The organism is Oceanospirillum maris DSM 6286 (assembly GCF_000422865.1).
Classification (GTDB): domain Bacteria; phylum Pseudomonadota; class Gammaproteobacteria; order Pseudomonadales; family Halomonadaceae; genus Oceanospirillum; species Oceanospirillum maris.
Map to the genome: position 1 here is coordinate 207,953 of NZ_AUGW01000003.1, position 15,647 is coordinate 223,599.

A 15,647-nucleotide genomic window follows, 5' to 3' on the forward strand; every position below is an offset into this window, starting at 1 on the left:
ACAGGAACTGCATCCGAATAGCTGCAACATTTTTTTAATGTGCTCGATTGATTTTTGAGCCTGATACTCGCTTATACCGGACAAACAGATGATTGAGTTTCTTGCACAACACCCTGTTTTAGCCGCCGTTACTGGCCTGCTTACCCTGGCAGCCCTGTTCGGTGCCCTGCTAGGCTATGCCTCTATCCGCTTTAAAGTGGAGGGCAACCCCATCGTCGATCAAATCGATAGCCTGCTGCCACAAACCCAGTGCGGCCAATGTGGGCACCCAGGCTGTCATCCTTATGCGGAAGCAATCGCCAACGGCGATGACATTAATAAATGCCCCCCCGGCGGTGAAAGTACGATGGAAGCCCTAGCGGAACTGATGGGGCGAGACCCCATGCCGCTGGATGCTGATCCTGACACTATCGGTGTGAAAAAAGTCGCGTATATCCGCGAAGATGAGTGTATTGGCTGTACCAAATGTATTATCGCCTGCCCTGTTGACGCCATCGTTGGGGCAACAAAGCTAATGCACACGGTTATTGAAAGTGATTGCACCGGTTGTGACCTCTGCGTTGAACCTTGCCCTGTAGACTGTATTGATATGCTACCTGTTGAAACCACCGTTAAGAACTGGGGATGGAATCGCCCCCAAGGCCCTAACGCCCGCTTTGAACATCAAGTGTTTGCCTCAGATCGTCCTTTTACCACTGATGGGAGAGCTGTCTAATGCGTCTATGGGATTTTCACGGTGGCATTCATCCAGAAGAAAATAAGCAGCAATCGGTGCAGCAAGCACTTGTAAAAGCTCCCTTGCCTAAGCAGGTTGTTCTGCCGTTACAGCAACATATCGGAGCACCAGCGGAGCCGTTGGTCAGCGTAGGTGATACCGTTAAAACCGGCCAGCTTATCGCTCAAGCGGATGATTTTATTAGTGCCAATATTCACGCCTCTATTTCAGGTACGGTTACGGCGATAGATGAGCGCCCGATTCCCCATGCCTCGGGTATGAGTGATCTCTGTATCGTCATCGAATCTGATGGCCAAGATGATTGGGTGAAACTGGAACCTATAGCGGATTGGCAAAATGCTGATTCTGAAACCCTACTGAATGCTATCGCTAGGGCCGGTATCGTCGGCATGGGCGGGGCAGGTTTTCCAACAGCGGTTAAAGCCCGTATCCGGGAACAGCATACTATTGATACCTTGGTGATTAACGCCGCCGAGTGCGAGCCTTATATCACCGCCGATGATATGGCGATGCGGACGTACCCTGAACGACTAATTCAGGGGGTACAGATTTTATCTCAACTGGTTAAACCTAGCCGCTGCCTGATCGGTATTGAAGACAACAAACCAGAAGCGATTAAAGCGCTACACAGTGCCACTAAAGACACGGATATTGATGTAGTGGTCGTACCCACCAAATATCCTTCTGGCGGTGAGAAGCAACTTATTCAGATTTTAACTGGACGGGAAGTTCCCTCCGGTGGCTTACCCGCGGATATCGGCGTGATATGTCAAAACGTCGGTACGGCTATCGCTATCGCCAAGGCCGTCATACTGGGTGAGCCACTGATCAGCCGTATCACCACCCTGACCGGCAACGCCATGACCCGCCGTCAGAATGTCGATGTCCGTTTAGGGACGCCTATTAACGAGTTGCTGGATTTTGCAGGCTTTAACGCGGCTCTTGCTAGCCGTTTAATCATGGGTGGCCCTATGATGGGTTTTACCCTGACCAGCGACCGGCTCCCCGTAGTAAAAACCACCAACTGTTTATTAGCTCCTACCTCACAGGAGTTCCCAGACCCTGAACCGGAAAGCCCTTGCATCCGCTGCGGCATGTGTGAACAGGCTTGTCCGGCGGAGCTTCTGCCCCAGCAGCTGCATTGGTTTGCTAAAGCAGAAGAGTTTGAAAAAGCCCAGCTATTCAATCTGTTCGATTGCATTGAATGTGGTGCCTGCTCCTATGTCTGCCCGAGCAGTATTCCTCTGGTGCAGTATTACCGTTTTGCTAAAACAGAGATTCACAAAGAACAGGAAGAAGCGAAGAAAGCAGAACGGGCCAAAATTCGCTTTGAACAACGCCAAGCTCGACTTGAACGTGAAGAAGCCGAAAAAATCGCCGCTCGAAATGCCCGCATGGCCGCTGCTGCGGCAAAATCCGCTGCCGCCAAAGCCGCAGCACCGGCAACATCTGGCGCCTCACCTGTAACTCAAGGTTTAGCTCAAGGATTAGATGAAGCCGCTGCGAAGAAACTGAAAATCCAGCGGGCCGCTGCAACCGTCGCCTTGAAGAAAGCGGAAAAAGCCCTTACCGAAGCGGCCCTTGATAGCAACGCCAGCCCGGATAACAAGGCTATCCTTGAAGCCAATCATAAAGCCGCTCAAGAGAAACTAGCGGCTATCGACCAGCAATTAAACGGTGGAGCGCAGGCTAAAACTCAAGCTGGCGCCAACCCTCAACCTGCCGTCGCCACCAATCCAAACGGCCTTGATGATGCCGCCCTTAAGAAGCTGAAGATTCAACGGGCAGCGGCTAGCGTAGCACTGAAAAAAACAGAGAAGGCTCTAGCTGAAGCCACTGATGAAAACAGAGTGCAATTAGAAGCAACGTTTAAGGCGGCTCAAGATAAGGTCTCGGACATTGAACAGCAGCTAGGGATCGCCTCAGCTCAACCTGCAAGTAACGAGCAATCCGTAGCCGCGCCAAGCGCGGATCAGGAAAAGATTCTAAAACAAGCTAAAATTGCCGCAGCCGCCAGCAAGGCCGCCATGAAGAAAGCGGAAAAAGCATTAGTTCATGCGCAAAGTATTGGCGATACGGACGAGATCGCCGCCAAAGAAGCCGCAATCGTTACGGCTAAAGCGAATGCTGAAAAAGCAGCGGATAAGCTAGCGGCCTTGCAAGGCGTTACCCCAAAGGCCCCGGCAGCAGCAAGTCATTCAGCGTCTGACGCCACACCCGAGACCGATCTAGCGGCTAAACAGGAAAAAGCACTGAAGCAGGCTAAGATTATCGTTGCGGCCACTCGTACGGCTCTGAAGAAGGCTAAAAAAGCCTTAGCGGAAGCGCAGGACAGCAAAGATCCAGAGGCGATTAAAGCTCAGCAAGCGGTGGTTGAACGCTGCAAAACTAAATTTACCGGTGCCGAGCAAACATTAGCTCAGCTGACCAGTTCCGACGTATGTTAAGGGTTTAATCAATTATGGCATTTATTCGGGTTTCTTCTCCCCATCTGCACCGCCCCTTAAGTACCAATAAGGTGATGCAGACCGTTATTTTAGCCACCCTTCCGGGGTTGGCAGCCCTTACCTTGCTATTTGGGTGGGGATCGCTGATCAATGTAATCATTGCATCCGTTGTTGGGCTGACCTTTGAAGCCCTGATCCTAAAGATACGCCAGCGCAACCCGCTTCCAGCCATTAAGGATAACAGTGCGCTGCTGACCTGTGTTTTATTGGGTATTGCTTTGCCACCCTTAGCCCCTTGGTGGCTGCCTGTTACGGGTACGTTTGTTGCCATCGTGATCGCCAAGCAACTTTATGGTGGACTGGGGAATAACCCATTTAACCCTGCGATGGTCGCCTATGCCCTGTTGTTGATCTCCTTTCCGGTGGAGATGACCCAATGGGTCGCGCCAGCGGCCTTGTTGGATCATGGTTTATCCCTAGGCCAGAGCTTCAGTGCTGTTTTTAACGGGACACTCCTTAATGGTGGAACACTCTTTGGCAGTGGAACAGATGCCTTTACCATGGCAACACCCTTGGATGGCTTTAAGCATAAAGGCGCATTGATGGCCGATGAGTATTGGCAGCAAAACAGTGCCCAACCAGAGAATATTTGGCAAACATGGGCGATCGCTTCAACGGCGTTTCTGCTCGGTGGCCTGTATCTACTCTGGAAGCGCATTTTTACTTGGCATATTCCTGTTGCCATGCTGGGTAGCTTGCTGGTTATGTCCCTTCTCTTCTATGGTGCCGATGCCAGTAATTATGCCTCTCCTATGGTGCATCTATTCTCTGGGGCCACCCTGTTTGGCGCTTTTTTTATCGCCACCGACCCTGTTACCGCAGCGACCAGTAACAAAGGGAAACTTTGGTTTGGTGCCGGTATTGGCGTACTTGTTTATGTGATTCGCACATGGGGTAACTATCCTGATGCCATTGCTTTCTCGGTATTGCTGATGAATTTTGCCGCTCCTTTTATCGATTACTACACTCAGCCCCGCAGCTTTGGTCATAGCAAAGCCCGCAAAGGCATCAAAAACGAGCCGTAAGGAATCATCATGCATAGCCCAGCACCAGAACCTCAAAATTCGGAACAAGCCGTAGAAGCCGGTCTGTTAAAGTCTACCCTGCTACAGTCAATTATTCGCAGTAGTATCGGGCTTGGCATCTTTGCGATTGTTACCGCAGGTGTCATCGCCGTTACGCAGATCAATACGCAGGACAGCATTGCCGAAAATATTCGCCAAGCGCAAACTCGCAGTTTATATGAGATTTTGCCCGCGGATCAGATCGATAATGATCTACTTAGCAACACCCTGATACTCCCACCCAGCAAATTGCTAGGTAATCAGGACCCCATCCAAATCTATGTGGGCCGCAAAGAGGGACAAACCGTTGCCTTGCTGTTCCCTGTCACCACGCCCCACGGCTACAGTGGCAACATTGATCTATTGATTGGTGTTAAGCATAACGGTGAATTAGCCGGCGTGCGGGTGCTTAAGCATAGGGAAACACCAGGGTTGGGGGACAAAGTTGAAACCGCCAAGTCTAGCTGGATCAAGGGCTTTACCGGACTGTCCCTGGAAAACCCTGGGCCAGACGCGTGGAAAGTGAGAAAAGATGGCGGTCAAATTGACCAGTTCACCGGTGCGACCATTACGCCACGGGCCGTGGTGAATCAAACCCGTGCCGTTCTGGAGTATTTTGCCGAGCATCAAGAGACGTTGTTAAGCGCTAAGGCGAATACTAAGTGAGCTAACCTAATCAAGTTAAAAACCACAATAAGCAAATCGAATTAAAAAAACGAATTTAAAAGAGCAGCCGATTATGAGTGCAACAAAAAGTTATCAGGAAATTACCGCAGACGGTCTCTGGCATAACAACCCTGCGCTGGTGCAGCTCTTGGGTTTATGTCCGCTGCTGGCGGTTACTGGCTCGGTGGTAAACGCTCTGGGCTTAGGCTTTGCGACTATTTTGGTTTTAGTCGGCTCAAATCTATCCGTATCGATGATTCGTAACTTTGTGCCAGAACAGGTGCGCCTACCCGCTTTTGTAATGATTATTGCATCTTTTGTTACCTGTGCTGAACTTCTTATGCAAGCGTTTACTTACGAGCTATACCTTATTTTAGGTATCTTTATCCCACTGATCGTAACCAACTGCGTCATTTTAGGTCGAGCGGATGCCTTCGCCAGCAAGAACCCTATTTTGCCCGCTATGACCGATGGCTTAATGATGGGAGTGGGTTTCACTCTGGTACTGGTTTTACTGGGAGGTATGCGAGAACTCATCGGACAAGGCACTCTGTTCGAAAATATGCAGCTACTGTTTGGCCCAATGGCGGCTAGCTGGAAAATTGTTATTTTTGAAGATTACAGCTTTCTGTTTGCCATTTTGCCACCGGGAGCCTTCGTTGGTATGGGACTGTTGATCGCATTGAAAAATATTATTGATGGTAAGCTAAAAGATCGCGCTGAACGTCATAAAGCGGATGAGCCAAAACCAGTTGAAAACCGTCGCGTGCGTGTTACCGGCTAACCCTATAGCCTCTTCTGTGGTTCTTCGGCTGATCGGCAAAAAATGTTAAACTGAGAATTCTTTTTTCATTCTCTTTTCTTAGATACGTTTTTTTCAGATACGTTTTCCCCTCAGCCAAGGATGCAGATATGGCCACTGCCGCTAAAAAACCCAATCGACACAAATTAGTCCAGCAAGAATTAGAACGGGTCGATCACTCCGCCCTACTTATGGGCTGCCCTAAACATATCAAAATGGCGAGCAATCCTTTTGTCTTCCTACGTGGTTCCGCCCAGCTATTTTATGCGGATATTGCCCAAGGCAACCTTAAGCTGCCAGCACCTCTATTAAAGCTACCGCTGACGACGATTATGGGTGACTGCCACATCTCTAATTTTGGTTTTTTAAGTGAAGAGGGTGCCCATGGCGAAAGCGTTATCTTTGCACCTAACGATTTTGATGATGCCTGTATTGGTCATGCGGTTTGGGATTTAGCGCGCTTTTGTACCAGCCTTGGCCTAAGTGTTGATTTTGCCGAAGGTGTACTCGCAGGCCGTTATTCATTAGATGCGCCGATAGAGAACGATGATGGTTTAGCTGTCAGCCGCAAACAAAGCGCCAAAGCGATGCGTGCCTTTTTGCAAAGTTATCTGCAAACCTGTCAGGCCTGTGCTGATGATCCCGAGCAACGCAATCAGGTGCTTGATCGTTTTAAAAAAGGCCATATCTTGAATGCCCCCTACAAAAAAGCCAAAAAACGCATCTGGGGTGGCAAAAAATTCATGGAGAAAAGCTCCCTGGCAAAAGAGGTGAATATTGATCAGCAGCCACTTCGGTTTCGGAATCGGCCAGAACGCTTTAAACCCCTGATCAGCCATGAAGCCAAGGCTCTCATTCATCACTTTTCACCCTATATGGACGATACCATTCTTGATATTACCGAGCGCCTGAATGCGGGAACTGGCTCGGTGAATATGCGCCGCTTTTACTGCCTTGTTGGGCCAAAGAATTTTACCGGAACAGACGACCTAGCACTGTGCCACTTAGTTGAAGTGAAGCACCAGAGGCACGCCGCTCCCTTGTATCACTTCCCGAAACTAAGCCCCACCAACCGCCTAAATCCCGCCCATCTTACGGTGCATTGCCAACAGCGTATGCAACGCCGTCCAGATTTAGTACTGGATGAAGCTGAATGGCAAAATGCCCACTGGCTGATTCGCTCTCGCCATCATGCCCGTGTCGGTATCGACCCAGAGGATATTGTCTTTGGAGAACAGGCGATAAAAGGCGGTTTTAAGCAATACGCCGCCACCTGCGGGCAAGCTCTCGCCCTCGCCCACTGCCGAGGAGACCGCCGCTCCACACACTTTGAACAAGCCGTCGTCGCAGCGTTACCGGCACAGATAGATACCCTAATAAAAGCCTGTGAAGGTTATGTGGAGCAGGTCAAAGAGGATTGCCAGTATTTACAGAGGTTGTATTTGGAAGGGTAAGTTTAAGAATTGCGCCCATTAGCTAATGGGCGCAATAAAGCCTTTACCAATGAGCCAACAACTCCATAATGTCTTTGGTTTGTTCAGCCTTATCTTTGCCTTGCTTACTCTGGGTGCTTAAAAGATCTTTTGGGTGAGTAGGATTGCCTTCGATGCGATTACTATAGTAGCTATTGACTAAGCGAAGCAGCCACTCAAGAGAACCTCGAATTGAGTTAGGGATAGACCTGTTAAGCTCAGCATCAGCCCTGATCAGATCCACAATTTTGTCTTGATATTCACCAAGATCACTGGACTCTAAGTATGGAGTTATCGATATCATTATCGCTTCCCATAAGGCATTAAAATCATAATATATAATAGGTTGAAGTGCTTTACAGAAGTATAACTATCGTAATTTTCATCGCTATAAAAAGCGGTTCAAATATTCTAAAACCCCATAAAAAATAATATTTTTAGAATGATAATTCATATGATGTTAATCAGAAAATACTCTGGCGGTTGTTAAACCGCCGCGATCACCAAACTCGCTGCAATCGACCACATCACAAGGCAAACAAAGCCATCTAACACCCGCCATGCGATCGGTTTCTGAAACAGGGGGGCCAGCCAGCGTGCACCAAGGCTAATACCGAAGAACCAGATAAAAGAGAAGCTGATTGCACCTAGGCCAAACCAGAAGCGTTCTCCTTCTGGGTATTGCCCGCCAATACTACCGATTAGCACAACGGTATCCAGATAAGCATGGGGGTTGAGCAAGGTGACGGCCAGTGTGGTCAGCAGCGCTTTTTTCAGGCTAGTGGCACCTTTGTTGCGATCCGTTTCCAAGCTTTGATCCTTTAATGCAGAGCGCAGCGCTCCAAACCCATACCAAAACAGAAATGCTGCCCCCCCCCAACGGGCGACATTCAACCAAAGCTCGTTCTGGCTGATCAAAGCTCCCATTCCCATAACACCAAGGGTGATAAGTACTGCATCAAAAAAGCTACATATTCCCGCAATAGGCCAGTGATATTGGCGTTTTAATCCCTGAGATAGCACAAAGGCATTTTGCGCGCCTATCGCCATAATGAGGCCGGCACTGGTACCTAGGCCTTTTAATAAGGCCAACAGATATACACTCATTATTACACTCATCTTTTTCTCCTAAAAACACACATAGCGAAAACACGGCAGGTTGATGCAGGCATCTTGCTCTTGAGTAAAAATTAAGTAAAACTAATGATTTTAATCATTGATAAGAATTTCTAATGAGTTTATCTCTAGATCCAAAACAGCTTCGCGCCTTGCACGCGGTTATTGAAGAGCAAAGCTTTGATAAGGCCGCTAAACGCTTGCATGTCACCCAGTCGGCGATCTCTCAACGTATTCGTCAGCTGGAAGAAAAGTTAGGCCAAGCGGTGATTATTCGCAGTACACCTCTGATGCCAACGGCGACAGGACGACGGGTATTAAAGTTTTATTACCAGTTAAGTCTGCTAGAGGGCGAGTTAAGCCAAGGGTTGGATCAGGCTCAAGAACAGGGCTTCAGCCGTATGCCGATAGCGGTAAATGCCGACAGTTTAGATACGTGGCTACCGGAAGCCTTAGCGCCTCTGTTGCGCCAACAGCCTTGGGTGCTGGATATTAAAATTGATGACCAGGAGCAAACCCATCATTTGCTAAAAACAGGTGAAGTGTTAGGCAGCATCAGCTCATCCAGCCAGCCCATGCAGGGCTGTCACTGTATCCCGCTGGGAATAATGCGTTATCGAGCGTTAGCCTCACCGGCGTATATAACTCGATATTTTGCAAAGGGCGTTACGGCAGACACAATAGCCGAGGCTCCGGTGATGGAGTTCAACCACAAGGATGAGCTGCAAAATCACTACCTACGCCATATCGGTATTGATGCTCCTGTGTATCCTAAACATAGAGTTCCCGCGACAGGGCCTTATTTTCATCTGATTCAACTCGGTCTCGGCTGGGGCATGGTACCGGACCAGCAAAGCGCGACTTATTTAGCTCAGGGCATCGTCCAAGAGCTCACCCCTGAACAAGGTATCAATGTGCCGCTATATTGGCACGTATGGAACCTAAAATCTGCTAATTTAAAGCAACTGACAGAAGCGATAACACAGGGGGCAAAGCGTAGTTTGAGCTAAAGTGCCAAGGGTTCTTATGAATGATTACTTTTGTAAATAATATTTTTGTAAATGATAGGTGATAAGCCCAATCAACAACCCCCAGAACGCACTACCAACTCCGGCAATACTGACCCCAGAGGCCGTTACAAGGAAGGTTAATAATGCGGCTTCTCGCTCATCCGGCTGGACAAGTGCTGAGGCAAGACTATTGCCAATGGTTCCGAGTAGCGCTAAGCCAGCTATAGTGATAATAAGCGCCTGGGGGAAAGCCGCGAAAATAGCAACTACGCTCGCACCAAAAAGCCCTGTTACCAGATAAAACAGCCCGGCCCAAACTGAAGCCAAGTAGCGTTTTTTAGGGTCTTGCCCCGCTTCACGACCAGTACAGATGGCCGCCGTAATGGCGGCTAAGTTAAATGAAAAGCCACCTAAGGGCGCTAAAATCAAACCCGCAAAACCTGTCGAGGTTATCAAAGGAGAGACCGGAATGTGATAACCATTTGCCCGTAATACAGCAACACCAGGTACATTTTGCGATGCCATAGTGACAATAAAAAGAGGTACACCGATACCAATAAGCGCCTGCAAATTAAAACTTGGCGCAACCCAGGTTGGCGCTGCCAATTGCCACTCAACCCCCTCAAAAGACAGCTGCCCTTGGGTCAACGCCGTGATCATACCAATAAGCAGCACGACAGGAATCACATAACGGGGCAACAGATGTTTTATCACGATATAACCGCCAATCATTAAGCCAACCAATAGTAGATTTTGCTCAAGACTGGCAAAGGTATTGATGCCAAATGGCAACAGGACACCGGCAAGCATTGCTCCCGCTAAAGGCATAGGAACTTGATGCATCAACTTATCAAAAATACCGGTGATACCACAGAGGAAAATAAGACCTGAGCTAAATAGAAAAACACCGATAGCCTCGCTCAGGTTAAAGCCCGGCAGAGCCGTCACCAATAGAGCCGCCCCAGGAGTTGACCAAGCAGTAAGCACCGGTGTTTTAAAATAAAGAGATAATCCTGCACTGGTGATCCCCATACCAACACCTAACGCCCAAAGCCATGAGCTAATCTCTGCTCCAGTGGCACCGGCTGCTTCTGCTGCCTGAAAAATGATGACAGCAGAACTGGTATAACCCACTAAAACAGCGACAAAGCCCGCAGAAATATAGGACAAGCTAAAAAAAGATTTTAACGCTGAGATTGATCCCACAGAGAAGCCCCCTTACAATCAATAGCACTTTGTGCGCTATCACGTACAAATAACGGTTAGAGCGCGCAAGATAACACTTGTGCGCTATAGCGCACAATGTATTTATCGATTAAATTCTAGTCTTACGAGGCGATTACTGTGCAGGAACTCAGTCAGCACCTAAGCCATACCTTAAAGAAACTACGTAAAGAAAAAGAGTGGAGTCTTGATCGAACGGCAAAAGAAACCGGCGTAAGTAAGGCGATGCTTGGGCAGATTGAACGTGGGGAATCCAGCCCTACCGTGGCCACACTGTGGAAGATTGCCGGTGGTTTTCACTGCTCACTGTCCACTTTTATTGAGCCTTATAGCATTGAACCTTATAACCCTCATCCTTCGACCCTGATTCGAAATGCAAATGACCTACGCCATCAGCCTGCAAAAGATAAAATGCTGGTAGCGCCTATTTTTCCCTTTGACCCTCAACTCAGCTTTGAGGTTTTTGAGCTAACACTACTTCCCCATTATGAGCGCTACTCAGAGCCTCACGAAACAGGGGTTATCGAGTTTGTTTTAGTGTTAGAAGGTGAGATGGAGTTGTTTGTTGACCAGCAATGGCAAACACTCACCAAGGGAATGAGTGTTCGCTTTGCTGCCGATAAACCGCACGGTTATCGTAACCTAAGCACCGTTCAGGCGGTTTTTCATAATGTGATTCATTACCCTCGTTAACGTCTAGGCTTGCTAAGCTCAAGCGGGGCTAATATTCAATGGGTACAATATGCTCGGAATAAAGCGTGTAACCTGCCGTTGCAAGGTCTGTATTTTCTGTTTCTACCGATAAGCGACCACTGACCCACACCGCATTGTACAGCTCTGATTCTTGCACTGGGGTATCCGTTTTTACAAAAACGATCTGGTTAGATGGCGGTGGTGGCGTATGGATACAAGCACCAAAATAAGGCACCAGAAGAAATTCGGTAATACCTTCTGGAGTGACTTCAATGGGAACAATATACCCTCCCAATCGCACCGGCATACTATCTATCACCCCCAGCACTGGAGCCGACTGATAGGCTTTTTGTAGCTTTTCCATAATCTCTAAAATCAGAGGATCATCATCCGTCAGCAGTGCAATTTTCTCAGGATCGTATTGATCCAGTACCGCATCAGCCCGAAAGCCTTCCGGTATTAGATCTTCCCAATCCAGATCCAGTAACTGCTCACCCTCATCCCAACGGGACTGCACGCGCTCTGAGAGCTGATCAAACCCCTCAGGTTTGGCCGCTTGGGCAGATTGCGTACCCAGTAGCCATAAAACCACCATAACAAGCATCGCAAAAGCGATCGTTAGGGTGGTTGTTTTTATCCCCCTCATATAACACTCGTCTCCAAAACGCACTAATAATAGAATAAAGCACACTATAGTCTAACGGATAAACCTTCTGCCAAAGAGATACGATAGGCTCGTAATCCCGGCCATAGACCAACTAATAGTCCCGCAACGGCGATAACCGCTAAGAGCTTAAGCTCTAGCAAACTGAAAAAATTCACCGGCAGCCAAATACCCCAAAGTTCATACACCCAAGGCGCAGCAACCAACAATAATAGATAGAATAAACCGCTGCCACATAGCAGTCCGAGTAATGTCAGCATAAAGGCTTCGGCAACCAACAGCAGTAATACCTGTACAGGCCTAGCCCCTAAGGCTCGCAATATAGCTATCTCTCGGCGGCGCTCGTTTAAGCCGGTTAAAATCACCGACATTAGACCAACCAAGCCACTGATCACAACAAACCCTGCCACCACCAGTAGGGCATTTTCTGCGACACCAACTAATTGCCATACCTGCTGTAACGCCACCGCAGGAAGCACCGCCTGTAACGCTTCACTTTTACCGCTAACGGTTATTTTGCCTTCATTGATCGCTCTTTGTACCTGAAAAAGCTGTGTCTTTTTGTTGATGCCCACCAGTAATGCGGTAATAGATTGAGGCTGTAGCGTACTTTCATCTAAGCCACTGGCTTGTTTTTGACTAAAGCGCGCCCGCAGATCCTGTACAGCAGGTTTACCCCAGCCCACATGAATCGCTTCAATACTTTGCAAACTCACCAATACCGAGCGGTCAACCGGCGTACCAGTACGCTTTAATATCCCCACTAAGGTAAACGGCTTATCATCATGTTCTTTAAAACTGTGCCGCCCCATACCATGGGCTATCACCATCCTATCACCAATTTTGTAGCCTAATGTTTTAGCAACTTCAGCACCGATAACCGCTTGATAAAGCTTATCGAATCGCTCACCTTCAGCAAAGGCTAAGGGCTGCTTGCGGCCATAACGGTAGTGATCAAAATAAGCCGCCTCTGTTCCCATAACCCGATAGCCTTTATGGGAGTCCCCTAATGCCAAGGGAATCGTCCACGCCACTTCGGGCATCGCCGCAATTTCTTGTGCCGCTTTCCAGCTCATATTTGCGCTGGCATTTCCTAGCTGAAATACCGAATACAACAGCAGCTGTATATCGCCGCTGGGAGCACCCACAATAAGGTCAGTGCCAGAAATTGTTTGGTTAAAACTGGTGCGCGCTTCCGTTCTTACCCGCTCGACCGTCAGTAGAAGCGCCACACTAAAGGCGATAGTCAATACCGAGAGAAACACCGTTAATCGGCGATTCGCGAGACTCTTTAGAGATAACCGCAATAAGGTTGCCAAATTAATATCCATTACAGCCCCCCTTGAGAAACAGTGGCCTGATTAAGGCTTGGCAAGTGCAGGTGTCGATCAAAGTGATCTTTTAAACTTTCATCATGGCTCACAAATACCAGCGAGCTGCCACTATCTTGGGTTTCTGCCATTAAAAGCTGTAAAAACTGATCTCGACTTTGATGATCCAATGCAGAAGTCGGCTCATCGGCAATAATGACCGGCGGCGCGCCGATTAAAGCTCGGGCAACGGCCACTCGCTGCTGCTGACCGATGCTTAAACTCATCACCGAGTGCTGCCAAAGTGCTTCTGGCAACAATAAGCGGCTTAATAGGCGCTTTGCTTCGCTTAAGGCGCTAACCTGCCGAGTCTTAAGGGTCGCAGCCCGCTGACGGGAGAAATCACAGGCTAAGGTGATATTGTCCAGCACATTTAAGTAAGGTAGCAGATTAAATTGCTGAAAAACTAAACCAATATTATCCGCTCGAAAATGATCCCGCTGGGCAGCAGAAAGACGCTCAATACGCTGGCCTGCAATCTCAACCTGCCCTGCTTGAGGAACAACAACCCCTGCTAGAAGCGATAAAAGCGTGCTCTTACCGCAACCACTGGGGCCATAAACAAAGAGACGCTCGCCAGCGTTTAGCTGAAAAGCGTCGATTTGTAACGCAGGCTTGGCCTGCTTAGGCCAAGCAAAACTGAGTTGGTTTAACGCAATGATGGACTTACCACTCAAGATTCCCATCTCCTTCTTGTTCACTCACAACAACAGTACGCTCAGAGATCGCTTCAATACGTAGCAGCTCTAAATATGGCAGCTGACTGAACAGCTTTAATGTCGCAGGAGAAAGTGCATCACTATCGCAGTGGAAGGTGTAACGTGCCTCAACATTGACATGAGTTGAATGATCATGTCCATCGTGGTCATGCTCGCCTTCATCATGGTCGTGATCATCATGCACTTCTTCATCGTGGTCATGGTCGTGATCATCATGCGCCTCTTCATCGTGGCCATGGTCGTGATCATCATGCGCTTCTTCATCGTGGTCATGGTCATGGTTTTCATGCCCTGCTTCAGCCATAAAAGGCAGATCAACATCTTTTGACTCCAAAACACAACTGGCCGGTAATGCCAACCAGCGTTCAGGATGAGAAAAGACCTCTTTCGCATGGGCTAAGGAGGTATGCTCTTGATCATTTGTCGGTGGATGCTCATAGCCTAAAACACTATCAGCAGCGGCACTAAAGCTCACGCTCACCTCTTTACCTTCTTGAGCAATCGCCAAATTAGCAATGCCGTGCTCATGGGCACCAAACTCACTTGCACTTGACGATAAACTTGCAGTCAATGCAAAAGCGCTCGCCAGTAAAGGCAAGCCAATACGCAAGGATAAAAGAGATAAAGGGCTACGAATAGGCAGTGCTCGATTGATAGTTTTTTTCATCATATATCCATTGGTACGATGCGAATATTAGGAGTTTAACATGAGAGACTTAGGGTCAGTCTCTTAAAAAAGAAGGGGACATTTATAATCCAAAAACAATGACGTTACAACATAACATATAAATTATCATCCTTGGCATTCCCTTTAGAGACTGAAATAATATCGTATCCCTAAAATTGAGATTTTAAGCTCCCATGAACGCTGAAAAACGTTACGAAATTTTTTCCCGCCTACGGGCTAATAATCCACGCCCCACGACAGAGCTTAATTACTCCAGCTCGTTTGAACTTTTGATTGCCGTTATTCTTTCAGCTCAAGCCACGGATGTCGGCGTTAACAAAGCAACCGATAAACTTTACCCAGTAGCAAACACCCCTCAAGAAATTTACGATCTAGGCGTAGAAGGCCTAAAAACCTATATTAAAACGATCGGCTTATTTAATAGCAAAGCTGAAAATGTAATAAAAACATGTCGAATGCTGTTAGATCGGCATAACGGCGAGGTTCCTCAAACACGGGAAGCATTGGAAGCACTGCCTGGCGTCGGCCGTAAGACCGCCAACGTAGTATTAAATACGGCTTTTGGCCAACCTACTATCGCCGTCGACACCCATATTTTTCGGGTATCCAATCGAACAGGCATCGCAAAGGGAAAAAATGTTGATGAAGTCGAGAAAAAACTCATCCGCAACGTTCCCAAAGAATTCAAGCTGGACATTCATCACTGGCTAATCCTGCATGGCCGCTACACATGTATCGCCCGTAAACCACGCTGCGGTTCATGTATCATCGAAGATCTATGCGATTTTAAAGAAAAAACTGAGATTTAAATTTAGTGCTTTATAGCCTTATAAGGCTTTGATTGTAACAAGAGCGTTGTTCATGCGTAATCTACTTGAGCCAAATCAGCAAAGCTTCTTTTTTATCCTTTTTAAAC

16 protein-coding genes are annotated in these 15,647 nt (G+C 48.0%); 9 read left to right on the forward strand and 7 right to left on the reverse strand.

What is annotated here, in order from left to right; all coding sequences use genetic code 11:
- Positions 1–88: 88 nt before the first annotated feature.
- The 6 genes from rsxB (at position 89) to G517_RS0100855 (ending at position 7,229) form a co-directional block, all read left to right on the forward strand.
- The gene (gene rsxB / locus G517_RS0100830; RefSeq protein ID WP_028302817.1) at positions 89–715 is read left to right on the forward strand and encodes an electron transport complex subunit RsxB; all 627 of its coding nucleotides are present in this window, start codon (positions 89–91) and stop codon (positions 713–715) included.
- Positions 715–3,183, forward strand: a complete 2,469-nt coding sequence (rsxC, locus tag G517_RS0100835; protein WP_028302818.1) for an electron transport complex subunit RsxC — start codon at positions 715–717, stop codon at positions 3,181–3,183. Before rsxB ends, rsxC begins: the two co-directional genes overlap by 1 nt.
- A 14-nt stretch (positions 3,184–3,197) precedes the next feature.
- Positions 3,198–4,268 (forward strand): electron transport complex subunit RsxD, encoded by a 1,071-nt coding sequence (gene rsxD / locus G517_RS0100840; protein WP_028302819.1) that lies wholly within the window; start codon positions 3,198–3,200, stop codon positions 4,266–4,268.
- 9 nt (positions 4,269–4,277) lie between these two features.
- The gene (gene rsxG / locus G517_RS17230) at positions 4,278–4,973 is read left to right on the forward strand and encodes an electron transport complex subunit RsxG (RefSeq protein WP_084631998.1); all 696 of its coding nucleotides are present in this window, start codon (positions 4,278–4,280) and stop codon (positions 4,971–4,973) included.
- Positions 4,974–5,046: 73 nt separating this feature from the next.
- Positions 5,047–5,757, forward strand: a complete 711-nt coding sequence (locus tag G517_RS0100850) for an electron transport complex subunit E (protein WP_036589981.1) — start codon at positions 5,047–5,049, stop codon at positions 5,755–5,757.
- A 128-nt stretch (positions 5,758–5,885) separates the two neighbouring features.
- Complete coding sequence (locus tag G517_RS0100855; RefSeq protein ID WP_028302821.1) at positions 5,886–7,229, forward strand: DUF2252 family protein; 1,344 nt, start codon at positions 5,886–5,888, stop codon at positions 7,227–7,229.
- Positions 7,230–7,272: 43 nt separating this feature from the next.
- On the opposite strand, the gene G517_RS0100860 is transcribed toward G517_RS0100855, so the two are convergent.
- Positions 7,273–7,551, reverse strand: coding sequence for a Fic family protein (locus tag G517_RS0100860; RefSeq protein ID WP_028302822.1), 279 nt, complete (start codon positions 7,549–7,551; stop codon positions 7,273–7,275).
- A gap of 182 nt (positions 7,552–7,733) precedes the next feature.
- Positions 7,734–8,366: a LysE/ArgO family amino acid transporter gene (locus G517_RS0100865; protein WP_211224204.1), complete on the reverse strand. Its 633-nt coding sequence runs from the start codon at positions 8,364–8,366 to the stop codon at positions 7,734–7,736.
- A 113-nt stretch (positions 8,367–8,479) separates the two neighbouring features.
- On the opposite strand from G517_RS0100865, the gene G517_RS0100870 reads away from it, so the two are divergent.
- A complete protein-coding gene (locus tag G517_RS0100870) occupies positions 8,480–9,373 on the forward strand; it encodes a LysR family transcriptional regulator ArgP (RefSeq protein ID WP_036589983.1) in 894 nt (297 codons plus the stop codon).
- 24 nt (positions 9,374–9,397) lie between these two features.
- Here G517_RS0100870 and G517_RS0100875 read toward each other — a convergent pair whose 3' ends face one another.
- Complete coding sequence (locus tag G517_RS0100875) at positions 9,398–10,579, reverse strand: benzoate/H(+) symporter BenE family transporter (protein WP_084631999.1); 1,182 nt, start codon at positions 10,577–10,579, stop codon at positions 9,398–9,400.
- A gap of 138 nt (positions 10,580–10,717) precedes the next feature.
- Between G517_RS0100875 and G517_RS0100880 the strand changes: the two genes are divergently transcribed.
- The gene (locus G517_RS0100880) at positions 10,718–11,290 is read left to right on the forward strand and encodes a helix-turn-helix domain-containing protein (RefSeq protein WP_028302826.1); all 573 of its coding nucleotides are present in this window, start codon (positions 10,718–10,720) and stop codon (positions 11,288–11,290) included.
- Between the two features lie 28 nt (positions 11,291–11,318).
- Here the strand turns inward: G517_RS0100880 and G517_RS17235 are convergent, their stop codons facing one another.
- The 4 genes from G517_RS17235 to G517_RS17240 are packed head-to-tail and all read right to left on the reverse strand — an operon-like array spanning position 11,319 to position 14,710.
- Positions 11,319–11,936 (reverse strand): DUF3299 domain-containing protein, encoded by a 618-nt coding sequence (locus G517_RS17235; RefSeq protein WP_051205795.1) that lies wholly within the window; start codon positions 11,934–11,936, stop codon positions 11,319–11,321.
- A 44-nt stretch (positions 11,937–11,980) separates the two neighbouring features.
- The gene (locus G517_RS0100890) at positions 11,981–13,285 is read right to left on the reverse strand and encodes an ABC transporter permease (protein ID WP_028302827.1); all 1,305 of its coding nucleotides are present in this window, start codon (positions 13,283–13,285) and stop codon (positions 11,981–11,983) included.
- Positions 13,285–14,001, reverse strand: coding sequence for an ABC transporter ATP-binding protein (locus G517_RS0100895; protein ID WP_245543156.1), 717 nt, complete (start codon positions 13,999–14,001; stop codon positions 13,285–13,287). The genes G517_RS0100890 and G517_RS0100895 overlap by 1 nt, the downstream gene beginning before the upstream one ends.
- A complete protein-coding gene (locus tag G517_RS17240; protein WP_051205798.1) occupies positions 13,991–14,710 on the reverse strand; it encodes a ZrgA family zinc uptake protein in 720 nt (239 codons plus the stop codon). Before G517_RS17240 ends, G517_RS0100895 begins: the two co-directional genes overlap by 11 nt.
- A 194-nt stretch (positions 14,711–14,904) precedes the next feature.
- Here G517_RS17240 and nth point away from each other — a divergent pair, with 194 nt between their 5' ends.
- Entirely contained in the window at positions 14,905–15,540 is a 636-nt protein-coding gene (gene nth, locus G517_RS0100905) for an endonuclease III (protein ID WP_028302829.1), read from the forward strand.
- Positions 15,541–15,647: the final 107 nt, after the last annotated feature.

Bases quoted from the DNA above. Each gene is read 5' to 3' on its own strand.
- rsxG (WP_084631998.1), top strand. From the start codon at position 4,278: ATGCATAGCCCAGCACCAGAACCTCAAAATTCGGAACAAGCCGTAGAA.
- G517_RS0100855 (WP_028302821.1), top strand. From the start codon at position 5,886: ATGGCCACTGCCGCTAAAAAACCCAATCGACACAAATTAGTCCAGCAA.
- G517_RS0100870 (WP_036589983.1), top strand. From the start codon at position 8,480: ATGAGTTTATCTCTAGATCCAAAACAGCTTCGCGCCTTGCACGCGGTT.
- G517_RS17240 (WP_051205798.1), bottom strand. From the start codon at position 14,710: ATGAAAAAAACTATCAATCGAGCACTGCCTATTCGTAGCCCTTTATCT.
- G517_RS0100860 (WP_028302822.1), bottom strand. From the start codon at position 7,551: ATGATATCGATAACTCCATACTTAGAGTCCAGTGATCTTGGTGAATAT.
- rsxB (WP_028302817.1), top strand. From the start codon at position 89: ATGATTGAGTTTCTTGCACAACACCCTGTTTTAGCCGCCGTTACTGGC.
- rsxC (WP_028302818.1), top strand. From the start codon at position 715: ATGCGTCTATGGGATTTTCACGGTGGCATTCATCCAGAAGAAAATAAG.
- G517_RS0100865 (WP_211224204.1), bottom strand. From the start codon at position 8,366: ATGAGTGTAATAATGAGTGTATATCTGTTGGCCTTATTAAAAGGCCTA.
- G517_RS0100890 (WP_028302827.1), bottom strand. From the start codon at position 13,285: ATGGATATTAATTTGGCAACCTTATTGCGGTTATCTCTAAAGAGTCTC.
- G517_RS17235 (WP_051205795.1), bottom strand. From the start codon at position 11,936: ATGAGGGGGATAAAAACAACCACCCTAACGATCGCTTTTGCGATGCTT.
- nth (WP_028302829.1), top strand. From the start codon at position 14,905: ATGAACGCTGAAAAACGTTACGAAATTTTTTCCCGCCTACGGGCTAAT.
- rsxD (WP_028302819.1), top strand. From the start codon at position 3,198: ATGGCATTTATTCGGGTTTCTTCTCCCCATCTGCACCGCCCCTTAAGT.
- G517_RS0100850 (WP_036589981.1), top strand. From the start codon at position 5,047: ATGAGTGCAACAAAAAGTTATCAGGAAATTACCGCAGACGGTCTCTGG.